General features: G+C 62.9%; 18 protein-coding genes. 5 read left to right on the top strand and 13 right to left on the bottom strand.

All coding sequences use genetic code 11. From position 1 onward, the window contains the following. Positions 1-171 precede the first annotated feature (171 nt). The gene (locus tag FAY22_RS01045) at positions 172-3507 is read left to right on the top strand and encodes a 7TM diverse intracellular signaling domain-containing protein (RefSeq protein WP_146328514.1); all 3336 of its coding nucleotides are present in this window, start codon (positions 172-174) and stop codon (positions 3505-3507) included. 56 nt (positions 3508-3563) lie between these two features. Here the strand turns inward: FAY22_RS01045 and FAY22_RS01040 are convergent, their stop codons facing one another. After that, positions 3564-3983 (bottom strand): hypothetical protein, encoded by a 420-nt coding sequence (locus FAY22_RS01040; RefSeq protein ID WP_146328513.1) that lies wholly within the window; start codon positions 3981-3983, stop codon positions 3564-3566. Between the two features lie 437 nt (positions 3984-4420). On the opposite strand from FAY22_RS01040, the gene FAY22_RS01035 reads away from it, so the two are divergent. The 3 genes from FAY22_RS01035 to FAY22_RS01025 all read left to right on the top strand — a co-directional run bounded on the left by FAY22_RS01035 (position 4421) and on the right by FAY22_RS01025 (position 7288). Beyond that, the gene (locus FAY22_RS01035) at positions 4421-5722 is read left to right on the top strand and encodes an NCS2 family permease (protein ID WP_146328512.1); all 1302 of its coding nucleotides are present in this window, start codon (positions 4421-4423) and stop codon (positions 5720-5722) included. Between the two features lie 166 nt (positions 5723-5888). Beyond that, positions 5889-6545: a hypothetical protein gene (locus FAY22_RS01030; RefSeq protein ID WP_146328511.1), complete on the top strand. Its 657-nt coding sequence runs from the start codon at positions 5889-5891 to the stop codon at positions 6543-6545. Between the two features lie 296 nt (positions 6546-6841). After that, positions 6842-7288, top strand: a complete 447-nt coding sequence (locus FAY22_RS01025) for a hypothetical protein (protein ID WP_146328510.1) — start codon at positions 6842-6844, stop codon at positions 7286-7288. Positions 7289-7325: 37 nt separating this feature from the next. Here FAY22_RS01025 and FAY22_RS01020 read toward each other — a convergent pair whose 3' ends face one another. From FAY22_RS01020 to dctP, 11 genes are read right to left on the bottom strand one after another with little or no spacing between them, the layout of a single operon-like run. Beyond that, the gene (locus FAY22_RS01020) at positions 7326-8300 is read right to left on the bottom strand and encodes a bile acid:sodium symporter family protein (RefSeq protein WP_146328509.1); all 975 of its coding nucleotides are present in this window, start codon (positions 8298-8300) and stop codon (positions 7326-7328) included. An 8-nt stretch (positions 8301-8308) separates the two neighbouring features. Then, a complete protein-coding gene (locus tag FAY22_RS01015) occupies positions 8309-9247 on the bottom strand; it encodes an ACP S-malonyltransferase (RefSeq protein ID WP_146328508.1) in 939 nt (312 codons plus the stop codon). A 12-nt stretch (positions 9248-9259) separates the two neighbouring features. After that, positions 9260-10192: a triphosphoribosyl-dephospho-CoA synthase MdcB gene (gene mdcB / locus FAY22_RS01010; protein ID WP_246860611.1), complete on the bottom strand. Its 933-nt coding sequence runs from the start codon at positions 10190-10192 to the stop codon at positions 9260-9262. Further along, on the bottom strand, positions 10180-10866 hold the full coding sequence (mdcG, locus tag FAY22_RS01005; RefSeq protein WP_146328507.1) for a malonate decarboxylase holo-[acyl-carrier-protein] synthase: 687 nt from the start codon (positions 10864-10866) through the stop codon (positions 10180-10182). The genes mdcB and mdcG overlap by 13 nt, the downstream gene beginning before the upstream one ends. Further along, positions 10844-11560: a biotin-independent malonate decarboxylase subunit gamma gene (gene mdcE, locus FAY22_RS01000; RefSeq protein WP_146328506.1), complete on the bottom strand. Its 717-nt coding sequence runs from the start codon at positions 11558-11560 to the stop codon at positions 10844-10846. The genes mdcG and mdcE overlap by 23 nt, the downstream gene beginning before the upstream one ends. A gap of 2 nt (positions 11561-11562) precedes the next feature. Beyond that, positions 11563-12459 (bottom strand): biotin-independent malonate decarboxylase subunit beta, encoded by an 897-nt coding sequence (locus tag FAY22_RS00995; RefSeq protein ID WP_146328505.1) that lies wholly within the window; start codon positions 12457-12459, stop codon positions 11563-11565. Continuing rightward, positions 12456-12767 carry a malonate decarboxylase acyl carrier protein gene (gene mdcC / locus FAY22_RS00990; protein WP_146328504.1) on the bottom strand — a complete coding sequence of 104 codons (312 nt, stop codon included), beginning with the start codon at positions 12765-12767 and terminating at the stop codon, positions 12456-12458. The genes FAY22_RS00995 and mdcC overlap by 4 nt, the downstream gene beginning before the upstream one ends. An 8-nt stretch (positions 12768-12775) precedes the next feature. Then, the gene (mdcA, locus tag FAY22_RS00985) at positions 12776-14443 is read right to left on the bottom strand and encodes a malonate decarboxylase subunit alpha (RefSeq protein WP_146328503.1); all 1668 of its coding nucleotides are present in this window, start codon (positions 14441-14443) and stop codon (positions 12776-12778) included. Continuing rightward, positions 14444-15793, bottom strand: coding sequence for a TRAP transporter large permease (locus FAY22_RS00980; protein ID WP_146328502.1), 1350 nt, complete (start codon positions 15791-15793; stop codon positions 14444-14446). Then, positions 15790-16344, bottom strand: coding sequence for a TRAP transporter small permease (locus tag FAY22_RS00975; protein WP_146328501.1), 555 nt, complete (start codon positions 16342-16344; stop codon positions 15790-15792). Before FAY22_RS00975 ends, FAY22_RS00980 begins: the two co-directional genes overlap by 4 nt. Beyond that, entirely contained in the window at positions 16341-17363 is a 1023-nt protein-coding gene (gene dctP / locus FAY22_RS00970) for a TRAP transporter substrate-binding protein DctP (protein WP_146328500.1), read from the bottom strand. The genes FAY22_RS00975 and dctP overlap by 4 nt, the downstream gene beginning before the upstream one ends. Before the next feature lie 172 nt (positions 17364-17535). On the opposite strand from dctP, the gene FAY22_RS00965 reads away from it, so the two are divergent. Next, complete coding sequence (locus FAY22_RS00965; protein ID WP_146328499.1) at positions 17536-18198, top strand: GntR family transcriptional regulator; 663 nt, start codon at positions 17536-17538, stop codon at positions 18196-18198. 69 nt (positions 18199-18267) lie between these two features. On the opposite strand, the gene FAY22_RS00960 is transcribed toward FAY22_RS00965, so the two are convergent. Then, a complete protein-coding gene (locus tag FAY22_RS00960) occupies positions 18268-19239 on the bottom strand; it encodes an alpha/beta fold hydrolase (protein WP_146328498.1) in 972 nt (323 codons plus the stop codon). Positions 19240-19493: the final 254 nt, after the last annotated feature.

Raw genomic sequence — 19493 nt, 5'->3', positions numbered from 1 at the left:
TTATTGACTAACGGCAACAAATTGCGCAGATCATATTTGATTTTGATCAATGCACGGGAATTTTCCGGGCGCCTGATTCCGAGCAGAAATGGTCGCGAAGGAGAGTGAATCTGTTACGATCGGTTACGATGTGTTTCATACCTGAAACTTCCGACGGACCGTTTCGATACGATGCCTGCGTTTTTCCGTTTCTTCCGCTTTTGTTTCCTGCCGGTACTGGCATGGTTTTTCCTTAATGCAGCCGCGCATGCCGGCGTGGTCGAAGCAAGCGGTTCGGCGCCGCTCAACCTGACATCGCATTGGGACGCGTTGCAACAGGTGCCACGCGACTGGACCATCGAGGACGTGGTGCAGCCGCACGCAGCCGCCCGCTTCGTGGCGCTGGGTGCGCAGCCGCGGTACAGGGATGCCGATTCTGTTAATTTCGGCATGAGCACTTCCGCCGTCTGGCTGCGTATCACCTTGCGCAACAGCAGCGCGGCCGACATCGAGCGCCGCATCGAAATCGCCTTTCCGCAGCTCGACAGCGTCGAGCTGTACGTGCCGCAGCAGGGCGGCGGCTATCGCAAGATGAGCGCGGGCGACGCCTTTCCGTTCGCGCAGCGTCCTCTGGAGCACCGCTATTTCGTGTTCCCGCTGCAGCTGGCGGCGCATTCCGATACCACGGCCTACTTGCGCGTGGTGTCCGACAGCTCGCTCGACATTCCGGCCAAGCTGTGGGAGCCGCAGTCGTTCGAGGCCGACAGCCTGCGCCAGTACATCGGCCAGGCGCTGTATTTCGGCATGTGGCTGGCGCTCGGCCTGTACAACCTGCTGCTGTTTCTCTCGCTGCGCGACCGCACGTATTTCTACTATGTGCTGTTTACCGCGACCAGCGCGCTCAGCCTCCTGTCGTACAGCGGCATCGGCTTCCAGTTCCTGTGGCCGCAATCACCGCACTGGGCGAACATCTCCAGCATGATCGGCTTCGCCGCCAACGGGCTGGCGCTGCTGCTGTTCCAGCGCCACCTGATGGCCACGCAAGCTACCGTGCCGGCGCTCGACCGCGCCATGCAGGCGTTCATGGCGGCCAACGTGCTGCAGATGCTCGGCTTCGTCTGGCTGCCGTTCTTCCCCATGGTCCAGGTCGGCATCGCCATCGATGCGCTCAACATGCTGTTGTCCGCGGTCGTGGCGATCGCCAGCCTCCAGCGCGGCCAGCGCAGCGCGCGCGTGTTCCTGCTGGCGTTCGGCGTGCTGGTGCTGACGTCGCTGCTGACCGCGCTGCGCAGCTTCGGCCTGGTTCCCACCAACTTTTTCACCACCAACGGCATGCAGCTGGGCTCGGCGATGGAAATGCTGCTGTTCTCGCTGGCGCTGGCAGACCGCTTCAACCAGATCCGGGCCGAAAAGGAAGGCGCGCAGCAGCAGCTGGTGGACAGCCTGAAACGTTCCGAGCGCATGCTGGAACAGCGCGTCGAGGAGCGCACCGCGGAACTGTCGCGCACCAACGCCGAGCTGCGCGAGCATGAGCAGGCACTGCAGGCGGCCAAGGAAGTGGCGGAGGAAGCATCGCGCATGAAGTCGGCCTTCCTGGCCAACATGAGCCATGAAATCCGCACGCCGATGAATGCGGTGATCGGCATGGCGTACCTGGCGCTGCGCACCGAGCTGACCGGCAAGCAGCGCGACTATGTGGAAAAGATCCACCGCGCCGCGATTTCCCTGCTGGGCATCATCAACGACATCCTCGACTTTTCCAAGATCGAGGCCGGCAAGCTCGACATCGAACAGACCGATTTCTCGCTCAACGAAGTGCTGGCCAACGTCAGCACCGTGACCAGCCAGAAGGCGCATGAAAAGGGCCTGCACTACCTGTTCGACGTGGCCGACGACGTGCCGGTGCAGCTGGTGGGCGATCCGCTGCGGCTGGGCCAGGTACTGATCAACCTGATGAGCAACGCCATCAAGTTCACGCCGCAGGGCGAGGTCAGGCTGCATTGCCGCGTCGAGCGCATGTCGTTCAAGGAGGTCGAGCTGCGCTTCGATGTGCGCGATACCGGCATCGGCATGACGCCGGAACAGCAGAGCCGGCTGTTCCAGGCCTTCTCCCAGGCCGACGATTCCACCACCCGCAAGTACGGCGGCACCGGGCTGGGGCTGGCAATTTCCAAGCGTCTGATCGAAATGATGGGCGGCACGATGACGCTGCACAGCGAGGTCGGCGCCGGCTCGAGCTTCAGCTTCACCCTGCGCGCCGGCCTTAATTCCGCACAGCCGGCCAAGCGTCCGCCTCTCCCGGAACGCCTGCTCGGCTGCCGCGTGCTGGTGGTCGACGACAATCCGGCGGCACGCGAAATCCTGATGCAGATGATCGCCGGCATGCACCTGCAGGCCGATGCCGAATCCGGGGCCGCCGAAGCGCTGGCGGCGATCCGCCGTGCCGACGCCGGTGCGCCCTACGACCTGGTGCTGGTCGATCTCGGCATGCCGGGCATGAACGGACTGGAACTGGCTGAGGCGGTCGAGGCCGCCGGCCTGCGGCACCTGCCCAAGGTGATCCTGGTGACCGCGTTCGGCCGCGAGGACGTGATCCGGCATGCTGAAGGCGCCCCGCTGGCAGCCGTGCTGTTCAAACCGATCGACCAGTCGATGCTGCACGATACGCTGAATACCGTGCTGGCATGCGAAGCCGGCGCACGTGCCGCCGCGCCGCGCCGGGGAGTGCCGCGCTTCGATGGGCGCAAGGTCCTGCTGGTCGAAGACAACGACGTCAATCAGCAGGTTGCGCTCGAAATGCTGGCCGCCGCCGGCCTGCAGGTCGACCTCGCAGCCAACGGGCGCATCGCCCTGGAACGCCTGCTGGTCGTCGGCCCGGGCGAGTACGACCTGGTGCTGATGGATATCCAGATGCCGGAAATGGGGGGACATGACGCCACCCGCAGCATCCGCACGGACCCGCGCTTCGCATCGCTGCCGATCATTGCGATGACCGCCCATGCTTCCGAGGAAGAGCGCGCGGCCTGCATCAGAAGCGGTATGCAGGACCACATCACCAAGCCGATCAATCCGGCGCTGTTCTACCAGACGCTGGCGCGCTGGCTGCCGCGGGGCGCGACGCCGGCCGCCGGGCCCGTGCACCTCGCAGGACCGCTGCCGGACATGCCGGCAATCGAGATACCCGGCTTCGACACCGCCGATACGCTCGAGCGCCTGGCCGGGGACGTGGCGCTGTATTGCCAGGTGCTGGACATGCTCACGCCCACGCTGCAGGATGCGCTCGCCCGTTTCAAGACGGCAGTCGCCGCGGGCGACCGTTCAGCGGCAGCGTCGATTGCGCACGGCGTGCGTGGCATGGCCTCCAATGTCGGAGCAACGGCGTTATCCGCGGCCGCGACCGAACTTGAAGCCGTGCTCGTGCACTACGAAGCCACCGACGAGCAACTGGCAAGTTTCATCGCCCTGATCGAGGAAACGCTGGACGCCGTGGCGCATGCGCTGGCAGGCAGAAGCGTCGCCGTCGCCTGAAGCGGCAGCAATCATCGTCTGCCGCGCCTGCGCGTAGCGCCGATTGCGACACTCAATCAAGCCAGTACCAGATGCCGTTGCAGCTCGGGCAGGAATTCCCGGATGTCGCGCGGCTTGCGGCGACGGGGATGCTCGATCTGGTCGAGCCGCATGGCACGTGCTGCTTTCCACAGCAGCACGTCATCCTCGTACGGACGAAGCGCAGCAGTCTTTTCCCACAGCACCCGCCGGTGCGTAATGAAATCCCAGCACACCGGCGTCAAGCCGTCGAGCTTGCCTTCGGCCTTGAGCTTCAATGCCATTCCCATCACGTCGCCGACATCCGGCACGTCTTCCGGGAAATAGATGGAATTGGCCCAGGCGCGTACATCGCAGAAATCAAGAATCTGGCCGCGAATCGGCTTGGACCATTGATTGGGATGGGCATGCCGGTTCGGCCAGCGCTCCGCTCCCACCCAGGCGCCTGTCTTTACCATGGTTGATCTCCTTTACCGAGTGAATCGAGGCTTTGCGACGACCTGAGACAGCACAGACGACCAACAAGTATTAAGAACGACGTCACTTGAAAAAACCGCAGGAAAACCATCGTGAAAACCTTACAACGTTCAAATCAATCAAAGCAGATTTGACCATCAAATTCACATACTGTTCATTCATACAGTATCACGCATTTCACCCTTTGTCCACGCGGCCCTTTTGAGATACAACATCGTTTTTGATGAGAAATTCATGATGCCATTTCACACCATTTCAAAAATGACAAAACCACGGCGGGAACGAGGCAAACACGCTTTTTTCCTGCCATCTGTTTCATATTTGACGAAATTTTTACCGTCTTTCGATCATGCAATGATGTCTTGCGGCAAAATACCGGCCTGACTAATTCTTGGTCCAACGTAATCTGGAGAAAATAATGAGTGTGATGGAACGGCTCTTCAAGTTAAGGGAGCAGAACACGGACGTGCGCACCGAGGTGCTGGCCGGCCTGACTACCTTCCTGACGATGGCCTATATCGTCTTTGTCAACCCGTCCATCCTCGGCGACGCCGGCATGCCCAAGGACGCGGTATTCGTCGCCACCTGCGTGGCGGCGGCGATCGGTACGCTGGTGATGGGCCTGTACGCCAACTACCCGATCGCGATGGCGCCCGGCATGGGCTTGAACGCCTACTTCGCCTACGGCGTGGTCAAGGGCATGGGCTTTTCCTGGGAAGCGGCGCTGGGCGCCGTGTGCATTTCCGGCATCCTGTTCGTGATCGTCAGCCTGGTGCGCATCCGCGAAATGATCATCCGTGGCATCCCGCATTCGGTGCGCACGTCGATCACCGCCGGTATCGGCCTGTTCCTTGCGATCATCTCGCTCAAGAACGCCGGCATCATCACCTCGCATCCGGCCACCTACATCACCCTGGGCGACCTGCACAAGGCGCCGGCCATCCTCGCCATCGTCGGCTTTTTCCTGATCGTCTCGCTCGATCGCCTGAAGGTCAAAGGCGCGATCCTGATCGGCATCGTCGCAGTCACCATCCTCAGCTTTTTCTTTGGCGGTAACCAGTTCGGCGGTATCGTGTCCATGCCGCCGTCGATTGCGCCGACCCTGTTCAAGCTCGATATTTCCGCGGCGCTGTCGGTCGGCATCCTGAACGTGGTGCTGGTGTTCTTCCTGGTCGAGCTGTTCGACGCCACCGGCACGCTGATGGGCGTGGCCAACCGCGCCGGCCTGCTCAAGGAAGGCAAGATGGACCGACTGAACAAGGCGCTTCTGGCCGACAGCAGCGCGATCGTCGCCGGCTCCTTCCTCGGCACCTCCAGCACCACCGCCTACATCGAAAGCGCCGCCGGCGTGCAGGCGGGCGGCCGCACCGGCCTGACCGCAGTGACCGTGGCCGTGCTGTTCTTGGCCTGCCTGTTCATCGCGCCGCTGGCCGGCGCCGTGCCGGCGTACGCGACCGCGCCAGCCCTGCTGTTCGTGTCCTGCCTGATGCTGCGTGAACTGGTCGACATTTCCTGGGACGACACCACCGAGAGCGTGCCGGCCGTGGTCACCGCGCTGATGATGCCGTTCACGTACTCGATCGCCAACGGCGTGGCCTTCGGCTTCATTTCGTATGCGGGTCTGAAGCTGTTTACCGGGCGCGCCAAGGAAGTCCCGATCATCGTGTGGATCATCGCCGCGGTCTTCGTTTTCCGCTACGTCTATCTGGGCGCGGATTAAGCGTCCCCGGCCGCCGCGACGGCGGCAAACGCAGGGCACGAAACGTCTTTCAGGCGCTTCGTGCCCTGCGTGCTTTCGGCATTCTTACCCCGCATCACCGCTTCCCGCGCAATGGCATAAAGCTTGCTGACGCTTGGCTGCCCACATCAACCTGAGGAGCCCTGCCATGAAAGCAAACCTGACCGTCCTCGCTGCAGCGCTTGCGCTATCTTTCTCGGCAAGCGTCCATGCCCAATCCTCCCCCGGTGCAAGTTCATCGCCCCAGCCATCCCAGAATCAATCCGGCAGCCAGCAGCAAGGCTCGAAGGATAACTGCGACAACATGAAGGGCAATGCCAAGGATATCTGCAAGGCCCAGGCGGAAGGCCAGAAAAAGGTATCCGAAGCACAAGCCAAGGTGAACGCGCGCGACACCCCGAAGAATCGCCTGGAACTGGAACAAGCCAAAGCCGGCGCCCAGTACAAGATTTCCAAAGCACAATGCAGCGACCAGGTCGGCGACGCCAAGAAGGCTTGCGAAGACGTCGCCAAGGCTTCGCGCGACCTCGCCATCGCCCAGGCCAAGCAGCATTCTCTGGCGCAAGCCACTTCCGGCAGCAGCGCTTCCGGCACTGCCGCTTCCGGCCAGTCCGGGCAACCGGCATCATCGAATACCGCGCCAGCCACCTCCGGTAGTTCTGCTTCACCGCAACCTAGCGCTTCCAGCGGGGATTCTTCCGGCAATCCTTCGGCCACCCAAAGCACCACGTCCGGCGCCGCTACTTCCAGCGGGGCGCAACCGGGTCAGCAGCCAGCGCCGAATCCGGGACAGTCGCCGCAATAATCCTGCTGCAAAGCAAATTTTCTATATTGCACTGAATTTGGGTCAGGGCCGGTTTCACCCGGCCCTGATGCTGACATGCGGAGCCAACTTCTTGGCAGCATGAACCCGCGTGCTTGAATTACATTTTTTGCAATATAAAACTAGGGTGTTGAGTCCGCCAGAGACCTTGCACGCCATCAATTTCATTTCGTGCAGGATGAATATTCTCTCCATGTTTTCTCAATCGGTGCGCGCTTGTCTTTCCAACCATCAATAAGACGCGCATTGAGAACAATCGCCGGAGAGTGGAGACAAAAATGCGAAACGAACTTTATGCAAGCGACCAATCGCTCTGGAAAACCGCTGTCCTGCTCGGCGTACTGCTGCTGCTTGGCGGGCGGTATGGTTTCCAGCTCTATCTGGACCACAAGCTTGACCTTGCACAGGCCGAATGGGAGATGGAAATCGAAAAGGCCAGGTCGCTGGCACAAACCGCGCAACTGCGGCTGGTTTCACTGACGAACCGGCCGCCGGCGCGCGTGGATGAAAAAAAGGCGAAGGACGCCGAACTGATCCGCGCGGAAGCGCATCACAGCCACCTTCGCTACCAGGAAATCCTGGTCCAGGCCGCGCACGAAAAGGACATGGCGGAACAATTGGCGCGACAGGAAAGCGAGCGCAGACAGCGCGATGGCGCAACCGAGAGCCGCAACCAGATTGCCGCACTGCGGCGCGCCCTGGACATTCCGATCCAGCGCCACTGAGGCAGGCGGCGTAGCAGCCCGCGCGGGGTCGACTGGCTTATGCCGTCGTGCCGCCTAGGCGCGCATACCGTTGCGCCAGGACCGAACCGACCATCAGCTGAATCTGATGGAACAGCATGAGCGGCAGCACGATCATGCCGACCGCATGGCCGGCGAACAGGATCTTGGCCATCGGCACGCCCGTCGCAAGGCTCTTTTTCGAGCCGCAAAAAATGATGGCGATCTCGTCGGCCCGGTTGAAACCCAGGCGGCGGCTGCAAAAGCGCGACAGCGCCAGCGCGGCCCCCAGCAGCACGACATTGACCAGCACCAGCCCCGCCAGCGCGGCGGGCGGCAGCTGATGCCACAATCCCTGGTTCACGGCGGCGCTGAATGCCGTATACACCACCAGCAGGATCGAGCCCTGATCCACCAGGCGCAGCGTGGCCTTGCGGCGGTCGACCCATTTCCCGATGCGCTTGCGCGCCAGCTGGCCGGCGACGAACGGCAGCAGCAGCTGCAGCACGATCGACAGCACCGCGTCGAGCGACGCGTGGCCCACGCCGCTGCCGGCAAAGACCAGTCCGACCAGCAGCGGCGTGATGAAAATGCCGAGCAGGTTGGAAGCCGAGGCGCTGCACACCGCTGCGGCCACGTTACCCCTGGCCATGGCCGTCAGCGCGATCGACGACTGCACCGTCGACGGCAGCACGCACAGGAACAGAATGCCGAGGTATAGCTCCGGCGTGATGAAATGCAGCGCCAGCGGCTTCATCAGCACGCCCAGCAGCGGGAACATCACGAAGGTGCTCGCCAGCACCAGCAGGTGCAGGCGCCAGTGCGCGACGCCCGCGAGGACTGCCTCGCGCGGCAGTTTGGCGCCGTGCAGGAAGAACAACAGGGCGATCGCCGCGTAAGTGATCGCGTTCAACGCCGTGGCATACATGCCGCTGCAGGGCAGGAAAGTGGCGACCAGCACGGCAAATGCGAGCGCCAGCGTGAAGTTATCGGGCAAATAGGTGGGACGGGCCATGCGGTTGACTATGAATGATTGTGGCTAATCTGGCGCTCAACCCATTTCGTGATGCCTTCGATCGTCCGGAAGTCGGCAATCGAGCGGCATTGGATATCGGGATGGCGCGCCTGCATCATACGCGACAAAGCCGTTCCCGGTCCCAGTTCCAGAGCAACCGTCACGCCCGCCTCCGCGCATGCATCCATGCACTCCATCCAGCGAATGGTCTCGGCGATCTGGCGCGCAAGGCAATCCAGCACGTCCTGTTTCCGATAAAGCATTTGCGCGGAAATGCCGGCCAGAACGGGGAAGCGCGGATCGCGCAGTCCGCGCATGTCCAACTCGCGCGCAAATGCCTCAGCCGCCGCAGCCATCAACGGCGTGTGCGACGCCACTTCCACCGGCAGCAGGCATGCACGCTCGCCGGCGCGATGCACCGTCTTTTGCAGTTCGAGCGCGGCCTCGCGTGCGCCGCCGACGATCACGCTGTCTTTGCCGGTTTCGATCGCGATGAACAGGTCGCAGCCGGCGATCATCTTCCTGACCTGCGCGCCATCGAGGCTGGGCAACGCAAGCATGGCCTGAGCGGCCGATCCGGAGGCGCAGACATCCATCAGGCGAGCGCGCGAAGCGGCCAGCGCAATGACATCGGCCTCCGAGATCGCGCCCGCGACAGCGCACGCGGACAATTCACCGATGCTGTACCCTGCAGCCAGCACCGGCGCCGGCAGCAGGTCCCGCAGCACGCTCCACACCGCCATTTGCGCAGCAACGATGAGCGGCTGCGCGACACGGTTTGCAAACACGACGCCGCCGGCCAGGGCCGCGGCCGGCGTCATGCCCAGCGCCTGCTCCAGATGCCAGCGCGCGAACAGATCCTCCCGCCGCCGCGCGTCGACCAGATCGAACATCTGCGCATGCTGCGCTCCCTGCCCGGGACAAAGTATGGCAAAACGGTTCGTCATCGTATTTTCCGGTCATCGGCTGCGCGGCAAGCGCCCCGTCGCCTTGTGAATGAAGCAGGCGGCGGCCAGCAGATCGGCCGCGCCGCCGGGAGACAGGCGTTGTCCGGTGAAGATGCGATGGCAGTCCTGCGCATGGGCCCGCCAGTCGGCGCAGCAGGTGCCGCCGCGCGCGATGAAGCGCCGCGCGTGCTCGCGCACCAGCCCGGCGCCCGCCGCTCCGCGCCGGTAGTAGACATTGGTATCGCTGATGTGCGCCATGAGCGCAAACAATGCGTCGATCCGGGCACGCTCCCAGCACAGGCTCCCGTCCAGCGTACGCCATAGCGCCGGCAGCGCGATGTCGAACACTGCCGGGAACCCCTGGGCCGCCTCCTCGCGTGCGCCGCTCGCGGCATGCATGGCCGCTACCAGCTGGCCGTGCGATCCGTTCGACTCCGCCCGCGTATGCGCCTGCAATGCCTCGCCCCACTGACTCAGCAAGGCAGCGCGAATCGCCCGCGCGGAAAGGGTAACGCGCCGGGAATGACAATGTCCCACCGCCGCGCACAACATGCCGAGAGCGAAAATCGCGCCGCGATGCGTGTTGATTCCGCCTGTGGTGCGCAACATGGATTGTTCCGCCTTGATGCCGAGCCGCTTGAGTTCGGAAAACGGGGCGTCATTCATGCCGGCTTGCGTGATCGCGATGAAGTAATGCCTGAGCGAAAACATGCTGCGCATGAAAGTCCCGGCATTCATGTCGTCGTGGCTGCCGTTGTCCACCGCCGATACCAGCCCCGGCTTCGGATACAACATCAGTTCGTCGTACAGGCTTTGCACCGCCATGCGCCCCACTGCCAGGCAGGTGCGCCGCTGCTGACGGGCCAGAGCGATGCTGAAGGTCTTGCCGGGCGCGGCCGGACGCGTTTCGGCCAGGCCGGCCAACATTGGCGCTAATGGATGCATGAGCGATCTTCCAGGGTGTCGAGCAAATCCTGCGGTTTCATCAAGCGCACCGCATGCAGCTCCTTTGCCAGCACGCGGCATCCGGTTTGCGCCCGCTGCGCACCGAGCCATTCCTTCCATGCCACAGCATGGCCGGACGGGAACACGATTTCGCCGTCGAGCGGCACCGCGCCGGTATGGACCGACAACAGCGCGAGTCCTGCCGCCAGCTGCGCACTTGTCGTCGGCAGGAAAAGCAGATCGAGGTCGGACGATGGCGTCAGATACGACTCGCCCGTCAGGTGCTGCATGGCCGCCGAGCCGTAGACCCTGAAGCCGATGCCGGCAGCGCCGGCCTGCTCGCACAGCGCAGCCAGGTGCGGCTGCCACGCACCAGGCATGTCCGGTACGGCGTGCTCCAGGTTCAACGGAGCCAGGCTTTTTTTTACCAGCTCCTGGCGAGCGCGAAGCGCGATGCGCCGCTTGGCGCCCGATACGGGATCGGGAGGAAGCGCGACGCCGAGGCAGACCTGGTCCGGCGCCGCGTCGTCGTCGCAGCGCCGCACGATGGCCGGCCAGTCACGCGCGCCCCAGCAGGCAAGGCCCTCGCGGCAAGAATCGCCCGCCGCATCGAGCGCCTCCTTCCAGCCTTCCGGCTCAAGCCAGACCAGGCTATGCCGCGCGAGGCTGGCCATCGGCGATCACCGCATCCATCACCCGCTGTGCACTGCGCCGGCCGCCGCGCGCCATTCCGTGCGCGCTGCGCCGATCAGTGGTGGCGGCCTGTGCCATTGCCTGCGCCAGATTGCGCGCGAGGTCATCCTTCCAGATCGCCTCGATGCCGCCCATGACGAAATAGTTCTCGGCCCCGGGCGCGAAAACCGGGTTGGACTTCGCCAGCTCCACCAGCTTTTCTTCCGGTACCTTGGTAATGCGCGCCATCGCCGGCAGTGCCATCACGCGGATAGTCGCGTCGGGCAGCGCGTAACAGGCGTCGGCCATCAGCCCGCTGGTGATGAACCCGCCCGACAGCGCCTGGTCATAGACCAGGGCCACGACCCTGTGCCCGCTGCGGCGCGCCAGTTCGATGCATTTCCCCAGGTGCGCCATGTAGCTGTTAATGCCGAGCATTTCGTCGCGATGCCGCAGGCGCTGCCCCTGGGTATCGACCAGGATCACGATCGGGCGCCCCGGGTGGTGGCGGACCGTGGCCAGTACTGCCTTCGCCTGGGCCAGCGCAATCTCCACGCCGATCGCGGTATGCCCTGTGGTGCCGATGACTGCCACCGGCTTGCCGTCGACCTCGGCCTTTCCCGACAAAAAGAAGTCCTGTTCGACGATGCTGTGCCCTTGCGGAAAAAGCTGCGCTGCGAGTGTTTTCCAATCCATGCTCAAGCTCCCATCCTGTATTGGTCAGCCATGCGGCGAAAGGGATCGGCCTCCAGCATCGGCACCTGTCGCGGTTGCGGCACGCCCATTTGCTCCCAGATCTCCAGAGGATCGGATTTCGTGCCGAAGGCCTGCAGGCGCAGTTCCAGCAAGTTCTGCTCCGCTTCCAGCGCAGACAGCGTCAGCTCGACGCCGTCTCGGGCGCAGGCGTCGATCGCCACGGCCGCGGTCGTGCGAAAGGCGCCGATGTCGTCGGCGACGAGGTATTGGCAGTCGCCAATCAGATAACGGTGCTTGCCGCCGGTCGTGCGCCACACCAGTGCGCGATCGCGCGAATCGAATTCCTCGACGCCATTGGCCGTTTCGATCACTTCCGGTCCCGACATCGCGAGCCTGCCTTCTTCCGACATCACGATCGCATTGGCGCAGCGCGCGACGATGCCCATGCCACCGAAGCAGCCGTTCGATCCGCCCACCAGCACCACCACGGGAATGCCCGAAGCGCGCACGTCGAGCACCGCGCGCATGACCTCCGATACCGCGATCAGGCCGGCATTGGCTTCATGCAGGCGCACGCCGCCGGTTTCCAGCAGCAGCAGCACCGCGTCCGCGCGCTCGAGCATCGCGCGCTTAAGCAGGCCGACGAGCTTGGCACCGTGCACTTCGCCCACCGCGCCGCCCATGAAACCACCCTCCTGGGAAGCCGCAAACACTCTCTTCCCGTCCAAAGTGCCATGCCCGATCACCACGCCGTCGTCGAACGACACCGGCGCGTCGAGCTGCTCCAGGTGCGGGCTCATCATGCGCGCCGCCGGCGGCAGCAATTCGACGAACGAACCGGCGTCGAGCAGCTGCTGAATGCGTTCGCGCGCGCTCGCTTCCATGTAACTTTTCATCATGCGGCTCCCAGCATCGTTTCCACCGCCTGGTCCAGGCGCAGGCTGACGACGGCAGGCGTCGCCCCCATGTCGTTGATCGAAATACGCGTATTGGCGAGCGGCCAGCGCGCGTGAAAATCGGTCATCACCGCCTCCCATATCGCGCCAAAGCCGTGCGCCGCGGTTTTCACTTCGATCTCGCACGCGCCGTTCAGCGGCACCGGTTCGATCAGCACTTCGAGATTGCCCGAGCTGACCACGCCGACCAGCTGCGGCCGCGAGCCGCCGTCGTGCCGGCCGTTCTTGAAGCGGAATTTCAAGCTTTCCATATCGGCCCCTACCAGTTCCTGAAACGTTTGGGCGGATCGTACAAACCGCCGGATGCGCGCACCAGGTCTTTCATGTTCTTCGCCGCAAGCAGGTCGCGCGTAGCGATGCGCTTGTCGATGCCAAGGTCTTCGGCGCGGCGGATGATGCCGCGGTCGCGCAGGTTTTCCACCATGCGCTTGTCGCGTCCGAGCCCGACCGGCGTATAACCTGCCACGCCGCGGATCGCCTGCTCGCGCTCCTCATCGGTGCGGCACAGCAGCAGGTTCGCAATGCCCTCCTCGGTCAGGATGTGCGTCACATCCTCGCCATAGATCATCACCGGTGGAATCGCCATGCCGGCCTGTTCCGCCAGCTGCCATGCATCGAGCGTCTCGACGAAGGCCGGCTGCATGTGCTCGCGGAAGGTCTCGACCATCTGCACCACCAGTTTCTGGCCGCGCGGGATCAGGTTCTTTCCGGAGCGCGCCTCGCGCCCGGCTTTCAGCCAGGCCTCGCTGACATGCCGGCGGCCGCGTGCGTCGGCGCCCATGTTGGGCGCGCCGCCGAAGCCGGAGATACGGCCCAGCGTGGCGGTCGAGGAATTTCCCTGCAAGTCGATCTGCAGCGTGGAGCCGATGAACATGTCACACGCGTAATGGCCGGCGGCCTGGCACAAGGCGCGGTTGCTGCGCATGCCGCCGTCGGGTCCGACGAAGAACACGTCGGGCCGGGCGCGGATGTACTCTTCCATGCCCAGTTCGGAGCCGAACGAATGCACCGATTCGACGAAGCCGGCTTCAATCGCCGGGATCAGCGCCGGGTGCGGATTCAACGCCCAGTGGCTGGCGATCTTGCCTTTCAAGCCGAGCGACGCGGCATAGGTCGGCAGCAGCAGCTCGATGGCCGCAGTATCGAAGCCGATGCCGTGGTTCAGGCTTTCGACCTGGTATTCGGCATAGATGCCCTTGATGGCCATCATCGCCATCAACACCTGGATTTCCGAAATCTGCGCCGGATCGCGCGTAAACAGCGGTTCGATATAGTGCGGCGTCGGCGCGGCGACCACGAAGTCGACCCAGTCGGCCGGGATGTCGACGCGCGGCAGCGTATCCACGACTTCATTGACCTGCGCGATCACGATGCCACTCTTGAACGCGGTGGCCTCGACGATGGCCGGCGTATCCTCGGTGTTCGGCCCGGTATACAGATTGCCGTTGCGGTCGGCGGCCTGCGCCGCGATCAGGCATACGCGCGGCGTCAGGTCGACGAAATAGCGTCCGAACAGTTCGAGGTAGGTGTGAATCGCACCGATATTGAGCTTGCCGGAGGACGCCAGCTTGGCCAGCCGACCGGCCTGCGGGCCGGAGAATGAAAAGTCGAGCTTCGACGCGATACCCCGCTCGAACACGTCGAGGTGCTCCGGCAGCGCGATCACCGACAGCAGCATGTGCAACCGGTTGACGCGCTGCGCGTCGAGGCTGGCCAGCGCCTTGCTGAGAAAGTCCGCCTGCTTCTGGTTGTTCCCTTCCAGGCATACGCGATCTCCCGGCTCCAGCACCTGGTGCAACAGCTCGGTGATCTTGTCGGTCGCGCACAGCTTTCCTGTCAGCGCCGGGCCAAGCGCCGCCCGGGCCCGGCCCAGGCGTTCGGCGCGATTGGTCTGCTGGGTGTTCCAGATACGATCGTTCGCGCCCATCTATTTGGCTCCCATCACGATGTCCGGCAGGCTGACGGCGATCTGCGGGAAGACGCACAGCAGCAGCACGGCAGCGAACATCAGCACCACGAACGGCATCACGCCCCAGATCACGTCCTTCAACGGAATATCCGGCGCGATGTTCTTGATCACGAAGATGTTCAGCCCGACCGGCGGATGGATCAATCCCATCTCCATCACGATGGTCATGACGATGCCGAACCAGATCAGGTCGAAACCGGCCGCTTTCAGCGGCGGCAGGATGATCGGCGCGGTCATCAGGATGATCGATACCGGCGGCAGGAAGAAGCCGAGCACGATGACCATGAGCAGGATCACCGCCAGCAGCAGCCATTTGGACAGCGCCAGGCCCACCACCCATTGCGCCGCCGACTGGCTGATATGCAGGTAGCTCATCACATACGAGTACAGCAGCGACATGCCGATGATCATCAGCAGCATGGCCGATTCCTTGATCGTCGATGCCAGGATCGGCGACAAGTCCTTCGGCTTCCAGATGCGATAAACGATCGCGATCAGCACCATCGCCAGCAACGCCCCCAGGCCGGCGGTCTCGGACGGGGTTGCATAGCCACCATACAGCGCGATCATCACGCCGGTCAGCAGCACCACGAAGGGCAGCACGCGCGGCAGCATTTCGACCTTCTGCGAAAAGGTGAAATGCTCGTTGTCGAGGTAGGCCGACTTGGCGCCACCGCCCTCATAGACCGCGAGCGCGGTACGGTATTCCTTCCTGGCGCGGTACACCGCGTAGCCGGCGAACATCAGCACCAGCATGACGCCCGGCCCTATCCCGGCCAGGAACAGGCGGCCGAGCGATTGCTCCGCCGCGACCGCATAGAGGATCATCGTGATCGACGGCGGCAGCAAAATGCCGAGCGTGCCGCCGGCGGCGATGATGCCGGCCGCAAAGCCGGGTGAATAGCCGCGCTTGCGCATTTCCGGAATGCCCGCCGAGCCGATCGCAGAACAGGTCGCCGGCGACGAACCGGCCATGGCCGCGAACAGCGCGCAGGCAAACACGTTGGCGATGCCCAAGCCCCCCGGGATCTTGTGAAACCAGGTATGGATGGCCGAATACAAATCCCTGCCGGCTGCCGACTTGCCGATGGCCGCGCCTTTCAGGATGAACAGCGGGATCGACAGCAGCGTGACCGAGGCCATTTCCTCATACACGTTCTGAGTAACGGTATCGAGCGACGCAGCCGGCATGAAGAAATACATGAAGCCGACCGCGACCGCGCCGAGGGCAAACGCGATCGGCATGCCGGAAAACATCACGAACAGGGTGACGGCGCCATACATGGCGCCCAACTGGAGTTCGCTCATCGGGCCTCCCTCTTGGTCGATGCGTGCATAAGCACCTGGACGAAGAGTTGCGCGGTCAGCAGAGTCATGCCGAGCGCCATCATCGAATAGGGAATCCACAGCGGCAGCGCGAGCGCAGACGAGGTGGTCTGGCCGTCAACCCAGGCTTCATGCAGCAGCGTCCACGACTTCCAGGAAAAGAACGCGCAAAACAGGAAGGATGCGATGTCGACGACGAACAGGCGCACGGCGTTGACGGCAGGCGGCAGCACCGAAGCGATGGCCTCGATGCCGATGTGCCCGCGATATGACTGCACGTATGCGCAGCTGAAAAAGATCGCGCCGACCAGCATGAAGACGGTGGCGTCGTCCTGCCAGTCGGTCGGCACGCGGAAGAAGTAACGCACCACGACCGCATAGGTCAGCACGACGGCGGTGATCACCATAGCCAGCATGGACAGCGCAAGTAGCGCACGGTTGACACGCTCCAGCATGCGCACCACGCCGGCCAGCGCCGGGTTGCAAGGCAGCGCCGGCCGCGCGGCCGGCTCCAGTTCGATGGCGTGGCTCATAGGGTCTGCTCCGCCAGCTTGAGCAACTTGGCGCAATTGGCATTGCGTTCCGCATAGTCCTTCCATGCGGTATCCCTGGCGATGGCCTGCCACTTCTTCACGACTGCCGGGGTCAGGTCGGCGACCTTGGCGCCAGCCTTCTGGTAGACCGTGGCGACCATTTCGTCGTCGGCCTGCGCCGACTTGCGCGCGAATTGCTCCATCTCCGCGCCGACCGTCATGATCAGCTGCTGCTGTTCCTTGCTGAGGCGGTCGAACACCGCCTTGGACATGAGCAGCGGCTCGAACATGAACCAATAGGCGCCGCCGCGGCCCGTGGTCAGGCTCTTGGCCACCTCTTCCAGGCGGAAGGATATCAGCGAGGTAGACGACGTCAGCGCCGCATCCATCGCGCCGGTCTGCATGCCGGCATAGATCTCGTTGGTCGGTCCGGTGACGACCGCGGCGCCCGCGGCCTTGAGCATCATGTCCATCTCGCGCGAGCCGCCGCGGATTTTCAGGCCCTTCGCGTCTTCCGGCTCGATGATCGGCTTGGCGCCGCGCGCGGCCATGCCGCCCGCCTGCCAGACCCAGCTGACCACCACGATCCCTTTGTCGTTCAAGAACTTGTTGAGCTCCTTGCCGACTTCCTTGTTCTTCCAGCCGTAGCCCTGTTCGTAGGATGTCACCAGGCCCGGCATCAGACCGATATTCACCTCCGGCATTTCGCCGCCGGCATACGACAGCGGCACCAGCGACATGTCGAGCGCGCTCTTGCGCACGGCCGAGATCTGGGCGTTGATTTTCATGAGCGACGCGCCCGGATAAATCTCGAACTTCAGCCCGCCCTTGCTGCGCTTCTCGACTTCCGCTGCGAACATCCGGCACAGGCGATCACGGAAATCCCCTTCGTTGATCGTCCCGCCGGGAAATTGGTGGGAAATCTTGAGGGTGGTGGACTGGGCCCATGCCTGACGCACGGACAGCAAAGGGGTAGCCGCGAGCGCGGCCAGTAGGGTACGTCTCGTCGCTGACGTCATGTTGTCTCTCCTATATTGGATGAAATCGGTGCCTCTTGTTGCGGCTTCCCAGTTTTACGTATCTTTATGCACGTTTTTTTATTGTGTATACAAGATTGCATGTTAAAAATACGTTGTCAAGTGTAGAATCGTATCTACAATTTATATAAAAATACAATTACTCCCTAATGCCATGAAAAATCGATCCGAAACGCTGCGCGATTCCATTGAAGAAATGATTGCGGTCGGCAAGCTACGCCCGGGAGAGCATCTGGACGAGACGGCGCTGGCAGCCGAATTCGGCGTCTCGCGCACGCCGATCCGGGAAGCGCTGATTCAGTTGGCGTCGATGGGATTGGTGGTCACGCGTCCGCGGCGCGGCTCGGTGGTGGCGGAAATTCCGCCGCAGCGGCTGGTGGAAATGTTCGAAGTCATGGCAGAGCTGGAAGCGATGTGCGGCCGGCTCGCCGCGCGCCGCATGACATCGAATGAACATGGGGGGCTTTTGGCGGCGCACCAGGCCTGCAACCAGGCGCGCACCGACAACGACGCGGACGAGTATTACTACCGGAACGAAGCATTCCACGAAGAGATTTACGCCGGCAGCCATAATGCATTCCTGGCTGAACAAGCGAAGAATCTGCACCGCCGGCTACGTCCTTACCGGCGCCTGCAACTGCGCGTGCGCGACCGGCTCGCCAACTCATTTGCGGAGCATGAGCAAATCGTCAATGCAATTGTGGAAGGGGATGGGGAGAAGGCGGGTGAATTGTTGCGCGGTCACGTGATGATCCAGGGCCAGCGCTTTGCCGACCTGATCGCTTCGTTGAATCAGTTGAATGCGCAGGCCGCGTAAGTTCAGCAAGCCGCCGCATGCCCGCGCGGGCATGCATGGCGCCCCATCCGGCGCAAGTACGTCGTCCGCTTATTTGGACGCCTGAGCCTCGGCAGGCGGCAGCTTCAGCTTCGCGACGTAATTCTTGCGGAACCGCACATAATCCCATGCCGTCGTTCCCGGCTGTTCGAGCATCGGCATGTGACCGGTGTCCTTCAGCATGATCACCTTCGAATTCGGCAATAGCTTATGCAGGATATCGGCGGTCGCCGGATGGATGAGGCGGTCTTCGGTACCCCAGACGATCAGGGTTGGGATCGGCAAATCCTTGACGCGTTTTTCCATGGAGGGATCATTGACGATCTGCTGGAAAATCTTTTCCTCCAGGTCGGCATTCTTGATGCGCTCCTGTGCCATCGTGTTCAGCACGATGCGCGGCACAAACGGCGGGTCGCTCATCACCATCTTGAATACGTCCGCAAACTCATCCTCGCTGCGCACGATCAGCGGGTTTTTCCCGGTCTTCAGGTAGATTTCCGCGAATTCGCTCTTGGGCGCATCCCAGATGCCGGAGGGATCGAGCAGCCACATGCTCTTGACCTCGTCGCGATACAGTTCGGCATACGCCATGGCGATCTGCCCGCCCATCGAATTGCCGCCCAGATGGACATCCTTGATATTGAGCGCCTGGGCAAATGCATGCAGCCGCTTGGCCTGTGCCGCCGGCGTGTAGTCGCCGTCGGGCAGGTGGGTCGATTCGCCGAAGCCGACGTGATCCGGGATGACGACGCGGTAGTCCTTGGTCAGGCCGGCTGCCACGCGCGTGAAGTTATCCTTGTTGCCGCCGAACCCGTGCAGCAGCATCAGCACATCGCCCTTTCCGCCCGCCAGATAAACGTAACGCACGCCATCCGGCAAGTCGATTTCATGGCGCTCCAGGCCAGCCTTCTTGCGGTCCATGTTGATCGCGAAGCTGGTGAGTTTCGGCGCCTGTCCCGCACACCCTGCCAGGAACAGCAGCGCCAGCAGGAATGGGAAAATGAGTCGCTGATGCAAAGTCATGTCGGACCTTCTCTGAAAAAATCACTGGATGTTGCGGGCTGTCTCTGAAGCGTCTTTCGCACCCGGCATTTACGCACGCTCACACCGCGCGCATCTTGAGATAACGCCAATAACGGGCCGGCCGGAATCGGGCTAGACGCCGGCAACGGGCGAAGGCGCAGGAATTCGCGCGGAATGGCGCAGGGCAACGCAATCGCACATGTGAAAATGTTAAGACGGGCCGATCAGCGGAACCGCTTTTTATGCTGACATGC

The organism is Noviherbaspirillum sp. UKPF54 (genome assembly GCF_007874125.1).
Classification (GTDB): domain Bacteria; phylum Pseudomonadota; class Gammaproteobacteria; order Burkholderiales; family Burkholderiaceae_D; genus Noviherbaspirillum.
This window is presented reverse-complemented; position numbering and strand designations above follow the sequence as displayed.